Annotated in this window: 19 protein-coding genes and 1 pseudogene; 13 read left to right on the forward strand and 7 right to left on the reverse strand. The window is 71.2% G+C overall.

Annotated elements, in window-relative coordinates:
* Positions 1–87: 87 nt before the first annotated feature.
* On the forward strand, positions 88–408 hold the full coding sequence (locus OG453_RS15705) for a multidrug efflux SMR transporter (RefSeq protein WP_266868340.1): 321 nt from the start codon (positions 88–90) through the stop codon (positions 406–408).
* Positions 408–953, forward strand: coding sequence for a TetR/AcrR family transcriptional regulator (locus tag OG453_RS15710; RefSeq protein ID WP_266868342.1), 546 nt, complete (start codon positions 408–410; stop codon positions 951–953). The genes OG453_RS15705 and OG453_RS15710 overlap by 1 nt, the downstream gene beginning before the upstream one ends.
* Here the strand turns inward: OG453_RS15710 and OG453_RS15715 are convergent.
* Positions 942–1,832, reverse strand: coding sequence for a winged helix-turn-helix transcriptional regulator (locus OG453_RS15715; protein ID WP_266868344.1), 891 nt, complete (start codon positions 1,830–1,832; stop codon positions 942–944). The two genes, OG453_RS15710 and OG453_RS15715, sit on opposite strands and share 12 nt — an antisense overlap.
* 119 nt (positions 1,833–1,951) lie before the next feature.
* On the opposite strand from OG453_RS15715, the gene OG453_RS15720 reads away from it, so the two are divergent.
* The 4 genes from OG453_RS15720 (at position 1,952) to OG453_RS15735 (ending at position 6,148) form a co-directional block, all read left to right on the forward strand.
* Positions 1,952–3,187 carry an MFS transporter gene (locus OG453_RS15720; RefSeq protein ID WP_266868346.1) on the forward strand — a complete coding sequence of 412 codons (1,236 nt, stop codon included), beginning with the start codon at positions 1,952–1,954 and terminating at the stop codon, positions 3,185–3,187.
* A gap of 9 nt (positions 3,188–3,196) precedes the next feature.
* Positions 3,197–4,186, forward strand: a complete 990-nt coding sequence (dapD, locus tag OG453_RS15725) for a 2,3,4,5-tetrahydropyridine-2,6-dicarboxylate N-succinyltransferase (protein WP_266868348.1) — start codon at positions 3,197–3,199, stop codon at positions 4,184–4,186.
* A 169-nt stretch (positions 4,187–4,355) separates the two neighbouring features.
* Complete coding sequence (locus OG453_RS15730; RefSeq protein WP_266868349.1) at positions 4,356–4,925, forward strand: SigE family RNA polymerase sigma factor; 570 nt, start codon at positions 4,356–4,358, stop codon at positions 4,923–4,925.
* Complete coding sequence (locus OG453_RS15735) at positions 4,922–6,148, forward strand: WD40 repeat domain-containing protein (protein WP_266868351.1); 1,227 nt, start codon at positions 4,922–4,924, stop codon at positions 6,146–6,148. The genes OG453_RS15730 and OG453_RS15735 overlap by 4 nt, the downstream gene beginning before the upstream one ends.
* A 12-nt stretch (positions 6,149–6,160) precedes the next feature.
* On the opposite strand, the gene dapA is transcribed toward OG453_RS15735, so the two are convergent.
* Positions 6,161–7,054 carry a 4-hydroxy-tetrahydrodipicolinate synthase gene (gene dapA, locus OG453_RS15740; RefSeq protein ID WP_266868353.1) on the reverse strand — a complete coding sequence of 298 codons (894 nt, stop codon included), beginning with the start codon at positions 7,052–7,054 and terminating at the stop codon, positions 6,161–6,163.
* Between the two features lie 422 nt (positions 7,055–7,476).
* Here dapA and OG453_RS15745 point away from each other — a divergent pair, with 422 nt between their 5' ends.
* The 5 genes and pseudogenes from OG453_RS15745 (at position 7,477) to OG453_RS15760 (ending at position 10,187) form a co-directional block, all read left to right on the forward strand.
* On the forward strand, positions 7,477–7,620 hold the full coding sequence (locus OG453_RS15745; protein ID WP_266868355.1) for a hypothetical protein: 144 nt from the start codon (positions 7,477–7,479) through the stop codon (positions 7,618–7,620).
* Between the two features lie 65 nt (positions 7,621–7,685).
* Positions 7,686–7,946 (forward strand): annotated as a pseudogene (locus OG453_RS45130) (SDR family NAD(P)-dependent oxidoreductase); the annotation flags it as partial.
* Between the two features lie 137 nt (positions 7,947–8,083).
* Positions 8,084–8,491, forward strand: coding sequence for an SDR family oxidoreductase (locus tag OG453_RS45135; RefSeq protein ID WP_323178654.1), 408 nt, complete (start codon positions 8,084–8,086; stop codon positions 8,489–8,491).
* A gap of 66 nt (positions 8,492–8,557) precedes the next feature.
* Positions 8,558–9,346: an SGNH/GDSL hydrolase family protein gene (locus tag OG453_RS15755; protein ID WP_266868357.1), complete on the forward strand. Its 789-nt coding sequence runs from the start codon at positions 8,558–8,560 to the stop codon at positions 9,344–9,346.
* Positions 9,347–9,443: 97 nt separating this feature from the next.
* Positions 9,444–10,187, forward strand: coding sequence for an SRPBCC domain-containing protein (locus OG453_RS15760; RefSeq protein WP_266868358.1), 744 nt, complete (start codon positions 9,444–9,446; stop codon positions 10,185–10,187).
* 25 nt (positions 10,188–10,212) lie between these two features.
* Here OG453_RS15760 and OG453_RS15765 read toward each other — a convergent pair whose 3' ends face one another.
* A complete protein-coding gene (locus OG453_RS15765) occupies positions 10,213–12,078 on the reverse strand; it encodes an endonuclease/exonuclease/phosphatase family protein (RefSeq protein ID WP_266868360.1) in 1,866 nt (621 codons plus the stop codon).
* 228 nt (positions 12,079–12,306) lie between these two features.
* Between OG453_RS15765 and OG453_RS15770 the strand changes: the two genes are divergently transcribed.
* Complete coding sequence (locus tag OG453_RS15770) at positions 12,307–13,767, forward strand: hypothetical protein (protein ID WP_266868361.1); 1,461 nt, start codon at positions 12,307–12,309, stop codon at positions 13,765–13,767.
* Positions 13,768–13,830: 63 nt separating this feature from the next.
* On the opposite strand, the gene OG453_RS15775 is transcribed toward OG453_RS15770, so the two are convergent.
* The 4 genes from OG453_RS15775 to OG453_RS15790 form a co-directional block, all read right to left on the reverse strand.
* Positions 13,831–14,277: a hypothetical protein gene (locus OG453_RS15775; protein WP_266868363.1), complete on the reverse strand. Its 447-nt coding sequence runs from the start codon at positions 14,275–14,277 to the stop codon at positions 13,831–13,833.
* A 28-nt stretch (positions 14,278–14,305) separates the two neighbouring features.
* Complete coding sequence (locus OG453_RS15780) at positions 14,306–15,460, reverse strand: hypothetical protein (RefSeq protein ID WP_266868365.1); 1,155 nt, start codon at positions 15,458–15,460, stop codon at positions 14,306–14,308.
* A gap of 79 nt (positions 15,461–15,539) precedes the next feature.
* Entirely contained in the window at positions 15,540–15,767 is a 228-nt protein-coding gene (locus tag OG453_RS15785; RefSeq protein WP_266868367.1) for a hypothetical protein, read from the reverse strand.
* Positions 15,768–15,928: 161 nt separating this feature from the next.
* On the reverse strand, positions 15,929–16,696 hold the full coding sequence (locus OG453_RS15790; protein WP_266868369.1) for an SDR family NAD(P)-dependent oxidoreductase: 768 nt from the start codon (positions 16,694–16,696) through the stop codon (positions 15,929–15,931).
* Positions 16,697–16,851: 155 nt separating this feature from the next.
* On the opposite strand from OG453_RS15790, the gene OG453_RS15795 reads away from it, so the two are divergent.
* Positions 16,852–18,300, forward strand: a complete 1,449-nt coding sequence (locus OG453_RS15795) for an alkaline phosphatase PhoX (protein ID WP_266868371.1) — start codon at positions 16,852–16,854, stop codon at positions 18,298–18,300.
* Positions 18,301–18,438: the final 138 nt, after the last annotated feature.

Below are 18,438 nucleotides of genomic sequence, written 5' to 3' on the forward strand. Positions count from 1 at the left end.
GGCCCCCCACAGTGATCGCGTCACCTTAGCCGGTCTGCCGTCCGGGTTTGCGTACGCCCGTACATAACGTTGTGTACACTCGTACGCATGGGATACGGACTGCTGGCCGCGGCGATCGCGGCGGAGGTGGCCGGGACGACGGCCATGAAGTACAGCGAAGGGTTCAGCAGGCTCTGGCCCTCGCTGATCACCGTCGCGGGATATCTGATCGCGTTCACCCTCCTCGCGCAGACGCTGAAGACGCTCTCCGTGGGGACCGCCTACGCGATCTGGGCGGGGATAGGGACCGCCGCGGTCGCCGGAATCGGGATGCTGTTCCTGGGGGAGTCGACGAGCCTGGTCAAGGTCTCCGGGATCGCGCTGGTGATCGCGGGCGTCGTCGTGCTCAATCTCGGAGGTGCGCACTGATGGCCCGCAGGTACGACCCCGAGCGGCGGCAGCGGATCATCGACGCCGCGATCCGGGTGGTGGGACAGAAGGGGATCGGCGGGCTCAGTCATCGTTCGGTCGCCGCCGAGGCCGATGTGCCGCTCGGGTCGACGACCTATCATTTCAAGACACTTGACGAGCTGATGGTGGCCGCGCTGCGGCAGGCCAATGAGGGGTTCGCCAAGGCGGTCGCCGCGCGGAGCGCCTTCGAGGATCCGTGCGCCGATCTCGCCGGTGAGCTCGCCGCACTGCTCGGGGAGTGGCTCGCGGGAGATCGCACGGAGGTGGAGCTGGAGTACGAGCTCTATCTGGCCGCCCTGCGCAAGCCCGCCCTGCGGCCCGTCGCCGCCGAGTGCGGTGTGGGCCTCGCCGAGGTTCTGGAGCAGCGCACCGATGCCGTCACCGCGCGGGCCATCGCCGCGCTCATGGACGGGATCTGTCTGGAGGTCCTGCTCACGGACGCGCGGTACGACGAGGAGTACGCGCGTGAGGCGTTCCGCCGGATTGTCGCGTCAGGCGGTTGACCGCCGCAGGCGGCCGACCGTCGCCAGTGCCACGTCGACGCTCGCCGTGACATCCGTGACCGGGTACTGCACGTCCCGCACGACCCGGTCCCGGTCCACCACCAGGGTCAGCCGCTTCAGCCGGCTCACCCCGGCCACGCGGAACGTCGGCAGGCGCAGCGCCGCCGTCAGGTTCAGGTCCGCGTCCGAGAGGAGCGGGAAGCGCAGCCGCTCCTTCTCGGCGAACGCCCGCTGTTCGTCGGGGCGTTGGGTGGAGACCCCGTGGACCGTCGCGCCCGCCGCGGTGAACTCGGCGAGCCGGTCGCGGTAGGTGCAGGACTCCAGCGTGCAGCCCTGGGCGCCGGGGATCCGGGCCCAGTCGGGCGGGTAGGCGTCCTTGCGCGCGTAGGCGCCCGGGAAGCAGTACAAGACGGTGTACGGGGTGGTGGCGGCCACCGGGTCATTGAACTCCCCGTCCTCGCCGAGGAGTTGGAGCTCGGGCAGATGCGTGCCCAGCAGCTCGTGGACCCGCTGTGCCTCCACGGAGGCCTCCGCCGCGGTCGCCATCGTCTCTCCCTCTCCCATCACCCAGGTGTCGCCCCAGTCCTGGAGGGCGACCAGGACCGGCAGCAGCGCACGGCCGCGTGGCGTCAGGCGGTACTCGTGGCGTACCGGACGGTCCTGATAGGGGACGCGCGTGAGCACCTCCGCGTCCACCAGGAGACGCAGCCGCTCGGTCAACACCTTGCGGGACACGCCCAGTTCACGCTGCAGCTCGTCGAAGCGGTGCAGGCCACGGGCCGCGTCGCGCACGATCAGCAGGGTCCACCAGTCGCCCACGACGTCCAGGGCCTGCGCGATGGCGCAGTGGTCGTCGTCGAGCCGGGTCCGTTGCGCCATGGGCCGCGGGCCTTTCGTGGGTCGGTGTCTCGTTGACCTGAGGCTGTCATGCTGACATAGTCCGTTCCCAAAAGGAACTCACTCGGGTTCCGGGGGAACGCGGTTCGGGAGGCGGACGGGTGGGGGCGCTGCGGGACGTACCGCGCACGGTGTGGCTGCTGGCGGCGGGGGTGTTCGTGAACGCCTTTGTCGCCTTCACCTTCGTTTTCGTCTTCGTCTATCTGACCGGGCCCCGCGGCCTCTCGGTCACCGAGGCCGGAGTCGTCAGCGGCCTCGGCGGCGTCGGCTTGGTCGCGGGCAACTTCACCGGCGGCTGGTACGGCGACAGATACGGCCACCGGCGCGTCCTGCTCGCCGCCTCGCTGGTCGGCGGCGTCCTGATCGCCGCGCTGCCCGTCCTGCCCACGCCCGCGCTGTACGCCGTTCTGCCGCTGGCCCAGTACGGCGCGGGCGTCATCCGCTCGGCCAACTCCGCGCTCGTCGCGGTCACCGTCCCCGAAGGGGCGCGGCGCCAGGCATTCGCCGTGATCCGCAGCGCGAGCAACGGCGGGATCACCCTCGGCCCGCCGCTCGGCGCGCTCCTCGCCACGACCTTCTCGTACGACTGGCTCTTCCTCGCCGACGGCATCGGCACCCTCTTCTTCGCGTACTGGACCGCCCGGGTGGTCCCCGCACGCGGCGCCGCGCGGCCGAAAGCGGGACGGACGCCCGGCATCTGGCGTGAGCTGCGGGCCAGACCGCGGGTGCTCGTACTGCTCGGCGCGATCCTCGTCATCGACCTCGTCTACCGCCAGCAGTACTCGACCTTCCCCGTGTACCTCGGCGACCACGGCATGGACGCCCGCGTCTACGGATGGATGATCGCCGTCAACGGCGGCCTCATCCTCTGCCTCGAACTCCCCACCGCCCTGGCCCTGCGGGCCCGGCCGCCGCTGGCGATCGTCGGCACCGGTCTGGTCCTGGTCGGCGCCGGGTACGCGGCCCTGCTGCTCGGTGCCGGGATCGGTCCCGCCGTGGCGATGATGGCCCTGCTCACCCTCGGGGAGATCCTCTACAAGTCCACCGCCACCGCGTACGTCTCCGACCAGGCGCCCGAGCACGCGCAGGGCCGCTTCCAGAGTCTGTACAACGGCGTCTCCGTCAGCGGCGTGATCCTCTCCCCGCCGCTCGGCGGCGCGCTCTACGCGGTGGCGCCCGGCCTGCTCTGGCCGGTGTGTGCGGTGCTCGGAGCCTGCGCGGGGCTCGCGGTCCTGGTGGCGGGGCGGATCCCCGAGCGGGCATCCCTCCGGGTGAGCGGCGCCGCCGGTGGCTCGGCCACTGAGACCGGTTCGCCCGCGCGGTCCCCCGCCGGTTAGGTTTTCCCCATGACCGACACGAACGCTTCCCGCACCACCGGCGCCGTCGCCGCAGGCCTTGCCACCGTCACCGCCGACGGCACCGTCCTCGACACCTGGTTCCCCGCGCCCCAGCTCGACGCCGAGCCGGGCCCGTCCGGCACCGAGCGGCTCACCGCCGAGCGCGCCGTGGAGCTGCTCGGCGACGGTGCCGCCAAGGCGATCGGCCCCGACGCCCGCCGTGGCGTGGAGATCATCGCCGTACGTACGGTCATCGCGTCCCTCGACGAGAAGCCGCTGGACGCCCACGACGCCTACCTGCGTCTGCACCTGCTCAGCCACCGCCTGGTCAAGCCGCACGGCCAGAGCCTGGACGGCGTCTTCGGCCTGCTCGCCAACGTCGCCTGGACCTCGCTCGGCCCGGTCGCCGTCGACGACGTCGAGAAGGTCCGGCTCAACGCCCGCGCCGAGGGCCTGCACCTCGCCGTGACCTCCATCGACAAGTTCCCGCGCATGACGGACTACGTCGCGCCCAAGGGCGTCCGCATCGCCGACGCCGACCGCGTCCGGCTCGGTGCGCACCTCGCCGAGGGCACGACCGTCATGCACGAGGGCTTCGTGAACTTCAACGCGGGCACGCTCGGCACCTCCATGGTCGAGGGCCGCATCTCCGCCGGTGTCGTCGTCGGCGACGGCTCGGACATCGGCGGCGGCGCCTCCACCATGGGCACCCTCTCCGGCGGCGGCAACGTCCGCATCGTCATCGGCGAGCGCTGCCTGATCGGCGCCGAGGCCGGCGTCGGCATCGCCCTCGGCGACGAGTGCGTCGTCGAGGCCGGTCTGTACGTCACCGCGGGCACCCGCGTCACCATGCCCGACGGGCAGATCGTCAAGGCCCGCGAGCTCTCCGGCGCCTCGAACATCCTCTTCCGCCGCAACTCGGTCTCCGGCGCCGTCGAGGCCCGCCCGAACAACGCGGTGTGGGGCGGCCTGAACGACGTCCTGCACAGCCACAACTGACGTACGCCACACACTCCGCCTGGGCGGCCCGCACCGAAACCGGTGCGGGCCGCCCACGCGTATGTAGGGACAGACGCACAGGCAAGGCATAGCGGGGCGGCGCCGCGCGCGTCATCACGGGCAGAGGGGCAGTGAGGCCCGTCGTAACGCAGGAGACGAGAAGGTGGCGATGGATGCCGAAGGCCAGGAAAGCTTCCGGGAGTTCGTGGACAACAGGTCGACCGCGCTCCTGAGGACCGCCGTGCTGCTCAGCGGCGGCGACCGGCACGCGGCCGAGGACCTGCTGCAGAACGCGCTGGTCAAGGCCGCGGGCCGGTGGCATCGGATCGACGATCCCGAGGCGTACGTACGGCAGATCCTCTACCGGCAGCAGGTCAGCCGCTGGCGGCTGAAGTGGCCGCGGCGCGAACTGGCCGTCGCCGAGCCGCCGGAGAGCGCCGTGGGGGACGCCGCGGGCGCCGCCGAGCTGCGCATCGTGATGCGGGCGGCGCTCGCCCGGCTCACCACGCGGCAGCGCACCGTGCTGGTCCTTCGCTACTTCGAGGACCTGCCGGAGGCGGATGTCGCCCGGCTGCTCGGCTGCTCGGTCGGCACCGTGCGCAGCACGACGCACCGCTCGCTCGCCAAGCTGCGCGGCCTCGCGCCGGAACTGGCGGCGCTCGACGGCCCTGACCCCGGCCCCGGCCGGCCGCCGTCCCCCGACTACTCGCCCGTGTCGTCCGTGGAGGTACAGCAGTGAACGTGGAAGAAGTGGTGCGCGAGTCGCTCCGGGAGCAGGCGGGCGACGGTGTGCGGCCCCCGGAGGGTCTCGCCGACCGGGTGCTCGCGCTCAGGCGCCGCCGCAGGACCCGCACCTTCGCGGGCCTGGCGGTCGGCACGGCCGCGGTGGTCGCGGCGGCGGTGGCCGTGCCCGCGCTCGACTCGGGCGGCGAGGACGTCCGCCCCGCGAGCGACGCCCAGACCGGCGACGTCGTCGCCCACCCCGACCAGTCGCCGCCCCGCGACCTGATCGCCGCGGGGAGCACCGCGCTCGCCGCGTTCTACACCACTCAGACGACGAAGCAGCCGGGCGGTGACAAGCTCACCACCCGTACATACGGCCTGCTCGACCAGAAGACGGGGACGTACAAGAAGGCCTCCAAGAAGTGGGCCTGGATCGATGTCGCCCCGGGCATGCGCACCGCCGCGGTCCTGGAGGGCGAACTGCCCGCCCGGCGCATCGGGATCCTGGACCTGATCACCGGCAAGGTCGAGCGCTGGATCCCCGTGAACCACCCGGTGGCGGGGGTCAGTTGGTCCCCCGACGGCGGCGAGCTGGTCGCCACCGCGTACGCCAAGAACCCCGACCGGCTGATCGACCTGCCCGACGACCACCCCAAGAACCCGCCCCAGCGGCACGGCAGCCGCACCGGATTCTTCGTCGTCGACGCCCCGTCCGGCGAGGTGGGCCCGTTCCGTGAGCTGCCGCAGAAGGCCGCCGGCAAGTTCGGCTTCTTCGAAGGCAACTCGCGCGAGGACCTGCGCTGGAGCCATGACGGCAAGCTGCTCTACGTTCAGCTGGCGGCGGGCGCCGACGGCGAGAACCGCGCCTGGTACACGCCGGAGGGCAAGAAGACGAAGGCGCCCGCCGCCGAGCGGTACGCGGGCTGGCCCGAGGCCGGTCTTTCGCCCGACGGGAAGCTGCTCGCGAGCGACGGCAACGACAAGGGCTCACCGGTCCTCGACCCGAGGACCGGCAAGAAGATCACCACGGTGCCGGGACAGCAGCAGCTCGCCTGGGCCGACAACAAGCGGCTCATCGCGTGGGGCTGCGACCCGAAGAAGTGCAGCGGGAAGGGCGAGTTCCGCAACCAGCTCGTGTTGGTCACCGTCGACAGCAAGAAGGTCGTGCCGCTCAGCGACTTCCGCAGGGCGTCGGACGACTACCCGGGCCGCTGGACGCCGATGTTCGCCGACCGCTGACCCTCGGCGGAGCTACCGCAGTGCCTCGTACGCCGTCATCAGCCCGTCGGTCGCCTCGCGGCCGGCGGGCAGCAGCGGTGCCCGCACCGGACCGCCGGGCAGACCGAGCGCGCCGAGCACCGCCTTGGAGGTCACCGTGCCGGGCAGTCCCGCGCCCATCATCAACTCGATGAGTTCCATGGCCCGTTGCTGGAGCCGCTGAGCCTCGGTCGTGTCTCCCGCGTCGAACGCGTCGATGATCGCCCGGAGTTGGCGCGGCACGGCGTTGGCCACCGTGCTGATGTATCCGGCGCCGCCGATCGCGTACATCGCCAGGATGTACTCGTCGCAGCCCGTGTAGTACGCCAAGTCCGTGCGGGCGAGCACCTTCTGAGTGCCCATCAGCTCGTACGCGCAGTCCTTCACGGCGACGATCCGGGGATGCTCGGCCAGTCGTAGCATCGTCTCCGGCTCGATCCGCGTCCCGGTGCGGCCCGGGATGTCGTACAGCGCGAGCGGCAGCCCCGAGGCGTCGGCGACCTCGCGGAAGTGCGCCTCGACGGCGGCCTGCGGCGGCTTGCTGTAGTAAGGGGTGACCACCAACAGGCCCTCCGCGCCCGCCTTTTCGGCCTGCAGCGCCAGCTCGACGGTGTGCCGCGTGGCGAAGCTGCCGACGCCCGCGACGACCGTGGCCCGGTCGCCGACGGCCTCGGCGACGGCCCGTACGAGCGCGGACTTCTCGCCGTCGGACGTGGTGGGGGACTCGCCGGTGGTGCCGGACAGCACGAGCCCGTCGCAGCCGCCGTCCACCAGACGCGCGGCGAGCCGCTGCGCGCCGTCGAGGTCGAGCAGACCGTCGTCCGTGAAGGGCGTGACCATCGCGCAGAGAGCGCGGCCGAAGACGGGAGCCGATGAGGGTGAGGTCATAGGGGCAGTGTCGGCACGACGGCCGTGAAGCTCCACTTAATTCTGCTACGAGATACGGGGCAGGAACGCTACGAGGTGGACGCCGAACCCGACGGGCACTAGTGCCAACTCGCCCCCGTATGGGCCACCGTGGGCGGACGGTAGTCGACGGACGGCCGCAGGGCCGGCGCAGGAGGCACGCCCGGCGCCCAGGCGACGTCGGGCACCCTCCCGGTCAGGACCTGTGTGCCTGGTCGGTCAGCGTCCGGAGGGACGTGCCACGCGGGCCGACGGATTCGTCCATGGGTACCAGGGCACGAAGGCGATGGGTTTACATCTCTGAGCAACCGAAGCGTTCCTCTGCACCGCCGAACATCGCAGGGCGGCGCTGCTCGAAGTGACGGTGCTCGGCGCGTACATCCGCTTCGAGCGCGGCTTCCGGTATGCGCGGCAGCGCGCTGCGGCTCACGGAGTTCGCGCGGATCGCCGGGGAGGGGCTCACGGTCCTGGGGGCGCGTCTGCTGCAGGCCCGACTCGACGTGTTCCAGGGGGAGTTGGCGAGACTGGCGAAGGGGGAACGGAACTAGCCGTGCACCGTCTGGCATGATCGGCGCGGGGCGTGACAGGCCGACATGACAAGACATGAGGCTTGATGAGCAACAACAGCGACAACCGAACGCAGGCACAGGCACAGGACAAGCGCGTCGCCCTGGTGACGGGGTCGTCATCGGGCATCGGCGCGGAGGTGGCCCGCCGCCTCGCCGCGGCGGGCATCCGCGTCGTGGTCAACTCCGCCAACTCGGTCGAGGCCGGCGAGAAACTGGCCGCCGAACTCCCCGATGCCGTCTACGTCCGGGCGAACGTCGCCGACGAGGCCGACGCAGCACGCCTGGTCCGGACGGCGGTCGACACCTACGGACGCCTGGACATCCTCGTCAACTGCGCGGGCGCCACCCTCCCCCATAGCCTTAAGGGCATGGGGGGACCCCCTCCATCGCCCACGACGACTTCGAGTCCGCGAACCCCCAGGTCTGGCGCGAGCTCTACGACATCAACGTCATCGGCGTATGGCAGACGATCACGGCCGCCGTCCCGCACCTGCGGGCGAGCGGCGCGGGCAGCGTCGTCACGATCTCCTCGCAGGCGGGGGTCCGCCCCGGCGGCAGCTCCATCCCGTACTCCGTCAGCAAGGCCGCCGTGAACCACATGACGAAGCTCCTGGCCAAGACCCTCGGCCCGGACGTACGGGTCAACGCGGTCGCGCCCGGAATGATCGACACCCCGTGGTTCGACGGGGTCGAGGGCATCGAGTCCGCGATGGAGGAGACGGCGGCCAGGCTTCCGCTGCGCCGCGTGGGCAGGCCGCAGGACATCGCGGATGCGGTCTTCGACCTGGTCAACGCCTCGTACATCACCGGCGAGGTCCTGCTGGTGGACGGCGGCGGCCACCTTTTGTGACCCGCGCCGAAAGGCCGCCCCCGCGACCGCGTTGACGACCCCCGCCCGTCAGAGGAGGCTCAGGCCATGAGCACACATCCGTACGCGCGCTATGTCGCGATGGGCGACAGCCAGACGGAAGGGATCGGGGACGGCGACGAGGCCCACGGCTACCGCGGCTGGGCCGACCGCCTCGCCGAGCTGCTCGCCGATGCCAACCCTGACATCGGGTACGCCAACCTCGCCGTGCGGGGCAGGCTGACCGCGGGCATCAAGGCGGAGCAGCTTGCCCCCGCGCTGGCCCTCAAGCCGGACCTGGTCACGGTCATGGCGGGCATGAACGACCTGGTGCGGCCCGGCTTCGACGCCGCGGGGGTGGCCCGCGACATCGAGGACATGTTCACCGAGCTCACCGCGGCGGGAGCGCGGGTGGCCACGGTGACGTTCCCGGACATCGGGCGGATCTCGCCGCTCGCGCGCCGGGCGATGCCGCGGGTGCTCGATCTGAACGCCCGGATCAGGGCGGCCGCGGACCGGCATGGCGTCGTCGTCTTCGACACGTTCCCGCACCGGATCACCACCGACCCCCGGCTGTGGTGCGCCGACCGGCTGCACGCCAGCCCCCTTGGGCATGCGCGGATCGCCGCCGGCATGGCCGACGCGCTCGGCATTCCGGGGCACGAGGACTGGCTGCGGCCGCTGCCGGCGCCTCCGGCGGTTTCGCCGCTGCGGGCGGCGGTCGTGGAGGCGCGGTGGTTTGCGGGGTTCATGGGGCCGTGGGCCTGGCGGCGGCTGCGGGGGCGTTCCTCTGGGGACGGGAGGGTGGCTAAGCGGCCGGCTCTTGGGCCGGTGGTTACGCCGGAGCGGGCACCTTGAGGCTGGTGCCCTGTTCATCGCTTGCCCGGCAGCTGTGGGCACAGCGGGGGCGACATAGAGGGAACCACCTCGGAACCACGATCGCGAGGGAGTCGCCATGACGACCAGCAGTGGCAAGGAGTTCGAGATCGTGCGGGAGTTTGAGGTCGATGCCTCGCCCGTGGAAGTCTGGGACGCGCTCACCACCGGTACCGGCGGCTGGCTGTGGCCCATGCGGTACGAACCTCGCGAAGGCGGAGCCGCCCCCTTCGGCGGCACCGTCACCCGCTGGGATCCCCCGCACCGCCTCACCGGACGCGTGGAGGATCCGGAAGGTCTGCCGGACGGCCAGGTCCTCCATCAGCTCGACCACACCATCGAGCCCCGCGACGGCGGCCGCCGCTCCTGGGTCCGCTACGTACACAGCGGCGTCTTCACCGACGACTGGGCCAACCAGTACGACGGGGCGAGCAAGCACACCGACTTCTATCTGCACACCCTGCGCCAGTACCTGACCCACTTCACGGGCCGCCCCGCCGCCTTCACCACCCTGGAGGGCCCGCCGTCCGCCAAGACCCCGGGCGCCTTCATCGAGCTGGGCCGCCACCTGGGCCTGCCCGACGACGCCCGGGAGGGCGCCCGCGTGCGCGTGGACGCGCCCGGCGGTCCGCTCGACGCGGTGGTCGACTTCCGCACGTCCCACTTCATCGGCCTGCGCACGGACACCGCGCTGTACCGCTTCTTCGGCCGCAACCGCTTCGGCGCCCCCGTGGCCGTCAGCGTCCACGACTTCGCGACGCACACCGACCCCAAGGGCACCGAACTGGCCTGGCGGGACTGGCTGGACAGGCTGTACGCCTAGGAGAGCCTGTCCAGCCGCCCGGAGCCTACGGGCGGAACCTCAGCACCTGCGGGTCGTGGTCACTGTTCTGCTCGGCGAACTCCGCGTTGATGTGCACGCTGTCGTACGCGAAGTCCCCGGCAGCCCCCACCCCGGGACTGGTCAGGATCTGGTCGAGGACCTGCGAGTTCCCCTGGTACACATACGAGTAACGCTCGGACCGGGGAAGGGACTTGACGGCCGACTTCAGCGCGCCGCCCGACTCCAGGGCCTTCGTCGTCCCGGAGAACTCGAAGTCGTTCACATCCCCGAGCACGACCATGTCCGCGCTCTTGTGCACCTTGCGTACGTCCCGCACGAAGGAGTTCACGGCCTGCGCCTGCCGCACCCGCTTCTCCTCCGACGAGCGCACCGGCGGCTGGTGGTGCGACGTGAGGCCCTCGTCGCCGCCCTTCGAGCCGAAGTGATTGGCGACCACGAACACGGTCCGCCCCCGGAAGCTGAACTCGCCGGCCAGCGGCTTGCGGCTGTCCGCCCAGGCGGAGTTCGCGGGGTCGATGCGCCCCGGCGAGAGGGTCAGCTCGGCCCGTCCGCCCGAGGAGGAGGCGACGACGTCCGTGGCGGTCGTCGCGTTCCCCTCGCCCCGGTCGGTGAAGGACACCCGCTCCGGGTTGAAGAGGAACACCTGACGGATGTTCCCGCCGGGCTCCCCGCCGTCCTTGTTGTTCTCCGGGGCGATGGACCGCCACTCGTAGCGGGGCCCGCCCGCGGCGACGATCGCGTCTGTGAACTTCTTCAGGGTCGCCTCCGCCGAGACGGTCCCGTCGTTCTTGGCGCCGTTGTCGTCCTGGATCTCCTCCAGGGCGAGGATGTCGGGCGATGCGAGGTTCGAGACGACGGCGCCCGCGAGCGCGTCGAACTTCTTCTGCGGGTCGGTCGGGTCGAGGTTCTCCACGTTGTACGTCGCCACGGCCAGCTCACCCTTGGCCTGGCGCCGTGTCTTCTCGCGTACGAGCCCCTTGTCGGTGACCTTGCCGAGGGTGCGCGCCGTCAGGGTGTAGCCGCCGAACTGGTTGAAGTCCAGGGGCCCTTCGGCGCCACCGGACAGCACGTCGCCGACGTTCGCCTTCGGGAACGGCTGCTCGGAGACCGGCGCGAGCTGCTGGATCTGCAGCCGCCCGGTGTTCTGCGCCGCGTAGGAGCCGTAGACGGTGCCGCCCCGCCGGTCCGCGTTCTCGTGCGGCTTCACGGTGATCCACAGCTCGTTGTAGGGATCGGTGGCGCCGACCACGCGCGAGGTGCCGACGCGGACGTTCATGCCCTCCAGGGACTCGTACAGATCGAGGGCGTACGAGCGGGGCTTCAGCGGCAGCGCGTTGATGCTGGAGCCGTCCGCCGGGTCGCCGTCGGGCGCGTACGCGGACGGCACCTTCTTGGCGTCCACCGTGACCGGCGCGGGCAGCGCGTTGCCGGACGATTCGACGGTCACCGTCGGCTTGGTGAGCTGGGTCAGGGACTGGTTGCCGGACGCGGCGCCGCCGGGCACGTACTCGGCGACCGTGCCGGAGACGCGGACGGCGTCACCGGTCTTCACCGTCAGGGCCGCCGACCCCGTGTAGACGAAGACGCCCTCGCTGGTCGCGGCGTCCGAGTCGGCCTTCGGGTCCTGGATCCAGAAGCCCTTGGAGCCGTAGGAGCGCACGCCCGTGACGATGCCCGTCACGTCCGTGACCTGCTGCCCGTCCAGGGGCGAGAGACGGGTGGTGCCCTGGATGTCGTGGACGCGGACCTCGTCGGCGGAGGCGGCGGACGAGCTCGCGGCGAGCAGACCGGCGGCCAGCGCGGTGGCGACGACGGTGGCGATCGCGGCGGATCTCACGGTGGGCCGGGTGGCACCGGGTATGAGCGGCATGTGGGGACTCCGGGTGGGTGAGGGAACGTACGCAGCACCGGGCCGGCGGGCGCCCGGGACTCTACGCGCGTCAATCTCTTGTGTGGCCAGGGGAGTTGTCAAGGTTCGGCGGGTGTTCTCGCCGTGTATGTCTTCTGACAGGGACATGAACCGGGCGGCATGGGTCCATATCCGTCTAGGCTTCTGTTCAGCCGAACCGTTTGTTTTGCCTCGGAGGAGAACCAGCCGATGTCCGTAAGTCCCGCCACCCTGCCGCCGGTGCTGCTGCACCCCGAAGCGGAACTCGCGCGGGCCGCGCTCGCCACACCGCTGCTGTCCCGCGCCGCGCGGCTCGCCCGCTGGGCGGGCCCCGACACACGGGTCGGGGCGGGCGGCGAACTGGTCGACGAGCAGCTGCCGGCCGCCGCTGCGGAGCTGGGCCTGGACACGGACGACCCGGACTCCGCCGCGTACGCCAGTGAGGCCTGGCGGGTGGCGGTCGACACGGGCCTTGTGGAGGTCACGGACGGCGACGAGGAGGAAGGGGAGGGGGCGCTCGGCACCGTGACCGTCGGCGAGGACCTCGCCGCGCTCACGTCCGGCAGCCCGCAGGACGTCCTCGGGGTCTGGCTCGGCGCCCTGGACACCGTGTACGCGGACGCGACCGTGCCCGACATGGACAATCTCCTCGATGTCCTCGAGGAGAACGGCGAGGTCGACTTCGACGAGCTGGGCTGGGACCCGCAGGCCGAGGCGGACTTCCTCGACGGTGTGCTCGGCAATCTGTATCTGCTGACCGTCGGCGACGCCGCCGGGAGCGAAGGGCCGGTGCCGCTGCCCGCGCTCGCCGCCTCGATGATCGTGCCCGACGACATGGGGGAGCCCACGGACGACGTCCTGGAGCAGGTGTCGGACGCGATGATGAAGCTCGACGACCAGTTCCGGCTCTTCGAGCCGCTTGGCCTCGTCGAGTACCAGCCGGTCGACGAGGCGCTGATGGTCGACATCGACGAGGCGGAGGCGCCGCTGCCGGACGACGACGAGGACGTGTCCCGGTACGGCCTCGTCCGCCTTACGCCGCTCGGCCTGTACGGCGTCCGGGCGCGGATGCTGGAGGCCGGCGTCGACGCGCCCGCGGTCGGTGACCTCGCGGACAAGGGCGCCGACACGCTGCTCGACGGGACGGCCGGTTTCCCGCAGGCGGCCGCGCAGGCGGAGATCGAGCTGTGGCTCGCCCGGCACGAACCGCTGGGCGCGGCACGGGAGTTGCTGGCCGCGGCGCGCGGCGGCGACGAGGGCGCGCCGCTGCGCAGGCTGCGGTGCCAGCAGGCGCTCTCGCTGGTGGGCGTGGAGGCGGAGGCCGCGCTGCGGGAGGTGCTCGACGACGCGGAGCTCGGCGGGCTCGCCCGGGTGTGGCTGGCCGAGCACGGGGCCGCGGACGTGCCGGCGCCGTCCGAGGCGATGGTGTTCTGGCTGACCATCGACACGATCGCCGCGCAGCTCGCCGCCGAGGGCAACTCGGACGAGCTGCAGGGTCTGGTCGAGGGTCTCTCCGAGCAGCACAGCGGGTTCTTCGCGGCGGCGTGGCGGGTCGAGCACCCGGCCACCGCCGACGTCCTGGAGGCGATGGGGCGGCTGCACCCCGACAAGAAGGTGGCGAAGGAAGCGCGGAAGGCGGCCTTCAAGGCCCGCTCGCAGCAAGGGATTTGATCCCACGGCAGATGCCTGCCGGGCCGAATTCTTCAGCCCGGCAGGCATCCGGCTCAGCTCAGCTCAGCACTGATACAGCGTCGTGTGCTTGAACGACGACGTCGCACCGTCGAAGCCGTACGTTCCTCGGTACGCCGGAGGGTTCTGGTACTCGCCGACGATCGTGATCGTGTTCGCACACGATCCCTGGCCCGCGCGCTTGGCGTCCAGGCGGATGGTGTCGCCGATGAGGCCGCCCGTGATGTCCCACGGCGCGCCGCAGATGCCGGCGGTGATCTGGCCGCCCGTCACCACGTGCGGGTAGGTGTTCGGGTTGTACTTCACCTCGATGGCGAAGGTGACAGCGCCGTTGTGCAGCTCCATCTTGCAAGCGGTGGAGACCGCCTCGGCGGACACCTCCTGGGGCGCGGCGAACGCCTCGTCGCGCGTCTTGACCTCGGCGCCCTGCGGATTGTGGAAGCGGTGCTCCGCGCGGGCCTGGCCCTTCTGCTTACGTGCCTGAGTGGTCATGAAAACCCTCCTCTCGTGGTGCGACCGGTCAGGCCAGCTGCTCGGAGACCTCGACCCGCAGCAGCGCGCGGACGTTCTCGATGTGGTTGAGCACGGTCACGGTCGAGGAACCGGCGAACAGCAGGCCGAGTGCGACGTTGTCGAGCGAGGTCACCAGGGACCCCGAGTCGCCGCCCGCCGAGATGTTCGTCGTCAGGATCTGGTCCTTGAAGCGAGCCGTGCCCGCCGTGCCGTAGTTGACGTCGATCGTCGCGTCGACGGCGATGATCCGGCCGAAGGAGATGTTGGTCGTACGGCCGGTCTTCTTCACCAGGTCGCCGACGGCGACGTTCGCCTTGCGGCGCCAGGCGCGCGGCGCACCGCTGAAGTACGTCTCACGGGTCGCGTCCTGGAAGTCGACGGTGCCGAGCGCCGCGTCGACGACGTTGTTGTGCCGCTCCAGCGGGATCTGCGGGGCGAACTGGATCGTGATGAAGCGCTCCAGGGTCGCGATGCGGTCGGCCGGGTCCTGGCCGCCGTCGAAGATCCCCGGCTGCACGATGGCGCTGCCCAGCTGGGCGCGGTTGGAGTCGGCGAGCACGTGGTTGTTGGACAGGATGTAGAACTTCGCGGGTACGCCGAGGCCGGCGCCCGGCGGGTCGACGGAGGCGCCGGGCAGGAAGTCGTAGACCACGCTGCCGAGCGTGCCGGCCGTCACCCGTACGTTGCCGACCGAGAAGCCGGAGGGGCACGGGCGCATCCGGCGCTTGAGGAGCTGCGGCTCGAACGCGCCGAGTCCGGCGAGCTCTTCCAGCATGGGCTGCGAAAGGCCCCCGAGCTGCTCGCTCACACCGCCGTCGGGGCCGTACGTCACCGAACGGTCTTCGGTGCGGCCCGACTTGCGCTGCTGCCGCTGTGCGGCGACGTGGCCGACGGCGATGACGTCGGTGGGGGTGCCGTCGTCCATCTGGGAGGGGATCACGTCCCGCTCCGGGAGCATGGACTCCGGAACCTTCTGGGTCACGAACACCATGACCGCGGGTTCGCCCGTGGGCTCGCCGTTGATCCACTTCACGCCGTGGCCGAAGCCGACGACGTTGGCCAGCGACGTCTGGGGGCCCAGGAAGTCCCCTTTCGCCTGCTGACGTGAGCTGTCACTGAGCTGACCGCCGGTGGGTCCTCGCATCAATTCGGGCTGGCTCACCACGCCAGACCACCTCTTCCCCTTGGTTGAAGGGTGGAGTTCCGGGCCGCTTGCGCAGGTCGTCCCGCTGCGCCTCGTCCTACTGCGCCGCGGTCTCGCCGATGGCGAGCACGCGCACGGGGACGCCTTCGAGCCGATCCGGAATCACGTCTTCGTCACGGAGCCGGTCGCGGGGCACTGTGCGGGTGACGAACACGACGATCACGTCCGCCCCCGAGTGCTCGTCCTTTCCGATGCCGACGCCGGTGACATTGGCCAGCTTCATCAGCCGGTCCTCATGGAGGCTGCGTGCCTGCTGTGCGTCCACGCGGCTCGCCTCCCCCAACGGGTGATGCAGGTAGGTGATGTCTATTGCCGTGTGGATCGCGGGTCAAGGCGTTCCACACGAAATCTTGGCTTTACGGGTGATCCGCTCCTGTTGACCTTCTTTACGAAGATTCTTCCAACCTCTCGTTCGGACGCGGACGTTCAGGTACGCAGATGTGAAGCGCCGTTGAGGTCGAGCACCGTCCCTGACGCCCACTCGGCCACCGGCGAGGCCAGCCACAGCACCGCCGCAGCGATCTCCTCCGCCGTCCCCGCCCGCCCGAACGGACTCTGCGCACGGATCGCCGCGCCCTCCGCCCCGCTGAGCCGGTGCGCCACCCGCTCGGTCTCGAAGAATCCGGGCGCGACGGACGCCACCGCGATGCCGTGCGGGGCCAGCGAGACGGCCAGGGACTGCCCGAGCGCGTGCACGGCCGCCTTCGTCGCCCCGTACGCCGGGTGATCCGGCTCCCCGCGGAACGCGCCGCGCGAGCCGATGTTCACGATCCGGCCGCCCGAGCCCTGGTCGATCATCCGCCGGGCGGCGAGATGGCTGAGGTTCGCCGTGGCAAGGAGATTCACGGACACATGCCGCTGCCACAGCTCGGCCCAGTCCTCGTACGACGTGTCGGCGAGCGGATGCGGCAGGTTCACGGCGGCGTTGTTCACCAGGACGTCGATGCCGCCCAGCGCATCGGCGGCCCGCCCCGCGACATCCGCGGCCCCCGCCGGATCCGACAGGTCACCGCCCACCAGCACATGTCCGCCGCCCGTCAGCGAGTCGAGCGTCGCGCGCGCCTCCTCCTCGCGCGAGCCGTAGTGCACCGCGACGCGGTCCCCGTTCTCCGCGAAGGCCTGCGCGAGGGCTCTCCCCAGGCCTCGGGAGGCTCCGCTGATCAGTACACGGCGGCCGGTGGCTGGCAGGTTCATGGAAGGAAGCCCCTTGACGTCGGACGGTGTTCAACCGCCGTTTATACGCGAGCGGGAACGTGACGCCGACAGCAGCCCGGCCTATCCTCGCCGCCTGCGACCGAGCCCCCACGCAGCCTGTCCGTAGTCCGCTCGTACGCGCCTTTGGAGAGATCATGTCGCTCACCCGCAGGGACTTCGCCAGACGCTCCGCGACAACCGGCGCCGGGGTCGCGCTGGCCGGCAGCGTCGGCGCGCTCGCCACCGCACCCGGCGCGCTCGCCGCCACCGAGACGGAAGGCGTGGACGCGGAAGGCGCCGAAGCGGCGTACGGCGCCCCCGGCTACGGTCCGCTCATACCCGACCCGAAGGGCCTGCTGGCGCTGCCCGCCGGGTTCTCGTACCGCGTCCTCACGTACAGCGGCAAGACGAAGCTGGAGACCGGCGAGTTCACGCCGTCCAACCACGACGGCACGGCCACCTTCGAGGGCCCGCGCGGTGTGACCCTGCTCGTCAACAACCACGAGCTGAGCGGCCCCCGCTCCAAGTGGAAGCACCCGGTCCCGCTCACCGAAGGCCTCGTCTACGACCCGGCCGCGTCCGGCGGCTGCACCGTCGTCGAGGTCCGCCGCGACGGACAGGTCGCCGAATGGGTCGGCATAGCCGGCACCGCCACCAACTGCGCGGGCGGCAGCACTCCTTGGGGCACCTGGCTGACCGGCGAGGAGACCGAGGACCGGGCCGGCGAGAACGGCATGACCAAGGACCACGGCTACGTCTTCGAGGTCGACCCCCTCGACAAGCGCGCCAACCAGGCGCCCAAGCCCATCAAGGCGCTCGGCCGCTACGCCCACGAGGCCGTCGTCGTCGACCCCAAGCGCGGCCACCTCTACCTCACCGAGGACGCCTCCGGACCCAACGGCCTGCTCTACCGCTGGACCCCGCCGCACGGCTTCGAGCACGGCCGCGGCAAGCTGCGCGCTCTCGCCGACGACGCGGGCGTACTGAAGGCCCTCAAGTGCTACGACTCCGGCGGCCGCTTCGTGGACGACCTGTCCCGCGCCACCAAGATCGGCACGGTCTACGGCGTGGACTGGGTCGAGGTCCCCGACCGCGACGCCCGCACGGTCCCGGTGCGCGAGCAGTTCGACGACGGCGACATCACGCGCGCCCGCAAGCTCGAAGGCATGTGGTGGGGCGACGGCGGCGTCTACATCGTCGCGTCGTACGCCCGTGACGAGAGCCCCGTCCACCACGACGGACAGGTGTGGTTCTACCACCCGGCCCGCCGCACCCTGACCCTGAAGGTCCTCCTCGGCGTCAACCAGGACCCCGGCAAGGACGGCGCCTTCGACGGCCCGGACAACATCACCGTCTCCCCGTACGGCGGCCTGGTCATCGCCGAGGACGGCGACGGCATCCAGCACCTCTTCGGCGCGACCGACCGCGGCCGCACGTACCCGATCGCCCGCAACGACCTCAACGCGGGCACCCCGGAGAAGCCCTCCTACAGCGAGTTCACCGGCGTCACGTTCTCGCCCGACGGCAAGACGCTCTACGCCAACATCCAGTCGCCCGGCATCATGCTGGCGATCACCGGGCCGTGGCGGAGACAGCGGGGCTAGGGCCGGGCGGAGGCAGCGCGGCTGGGAGCGGGACCGGCCGGGGGCGTTGACCGCGCGCACGGAGTCGTTGTCGACGCGCGTGTACCAGCCGGACGAGTCGGCGGCGAGGTCGGTGATCTCGCCGCCGACCGGCCATTG

This window comes from Streptomyces sp. NBC_01381, assembly GCF_026340305.1.
Lineage (GTDB): Bacteria > Actinomycetota > Actinomycetes > Streptomycetales > Streptomycetaceae > Streptomyces.

Bases quoted from the DNA above. Each gene is read 5' to 3' on its own strand.
- OG453_RS15765 (WP_266868360.1), bottom strand. From the start codon at position 12,078: ATGCCGCTCATACCCGGTGCCACCCGGCCCACCGTGAGATCCGCCGCG.
- OG453_RS15705 (WP_266868340.1), top strand. From the start codon at position 88: ATGGGATACGGACTGCTGGCCGCGGCGATCGCGGCGGAGGTGGCCGGG.
- OG453_RS15755 (WP_266868357.1), top strand. From the start codon at position 8,558: ATGAGCACACATCCGTACGCGCGCTATGTCGCGATGGGCGACAGCCAG.
- OG453_RS15715 (WP_266868344.1), bottom strand. From the start codon at position 1,832: ATGGCGCAACGGACCCGGCTCGACGACGACCACTGCGCCATCGCGCAG.
- OG453_RS15795 (WP_266868371.1), top strand. From the start codon at position 16,852: ATGTCGCTCACCCGCAGGGACTTCGCCAGACGCTCCGCGACAACCGGC.
- dapD (WP_266868348.1), top strand. From the start codon at position 3,197: ATGACCGACACGAACGCTTCCCGCACCACCGGCGCCGTCGCCGCAGGC.
- OG453_RS15745 (WP_266868355.1), top strand. From the start codon at position 7,477: ATGCGCGGCAGCGCGCTGCGGCTCACGGAGTTCGCGCGGATCGCCGGG.
- OG453_RS15790 (WP_266868369.1), bottom strand. From the start codon at position 16,696: ATGAACCTGCCAGCCACCGGCCGCCGTGTACTGATCAGCGGAGCCTCC.
- OG453_RS15770 (WP_266868361.1), top strand. From the start codon at position 12,307: ATGTCCGTAAGTCCCGCCACCCTGCCGCCGGTGCTGCTGCACCCCGAA.
- OG453_RS15775 (WP_266868363.1), bottom strand. From the start codon at position 14,277: ATGACCACTCAGGCACGTAAGCAGAAGGGCCAGGCCCGCGCGGAGCAC.
- dapA (WP_266868353.1), bottom strand. From the start codon at position 7,054: ATGACCTCACCCTCATCGGCTCCCGTCTTCGGCCGCGCTCTCTGCGCG.
- OG453_RS15760 (WP_266868358.1), top strand. From the start codon at position 9,444: ATGACGACCAGCAGTGGCAAGGAGTTCGAGATCGTGCGGGAGTTTGAG.
- OG453_RS15710 (WP_266868342.1), top strand. From the start codon at position 408: ATGGCCCGCAGGTACGACCCCGAGCGGCGGCAGCGGATCATCGACGCC.
- OG453_RS15730 (WP_266868349.1), top strand. From the start codon at position 4,356: ATGGATGCCGAAGGCCAGGAAAGCTTCCGGGAGTTCGTGGACAACAGG.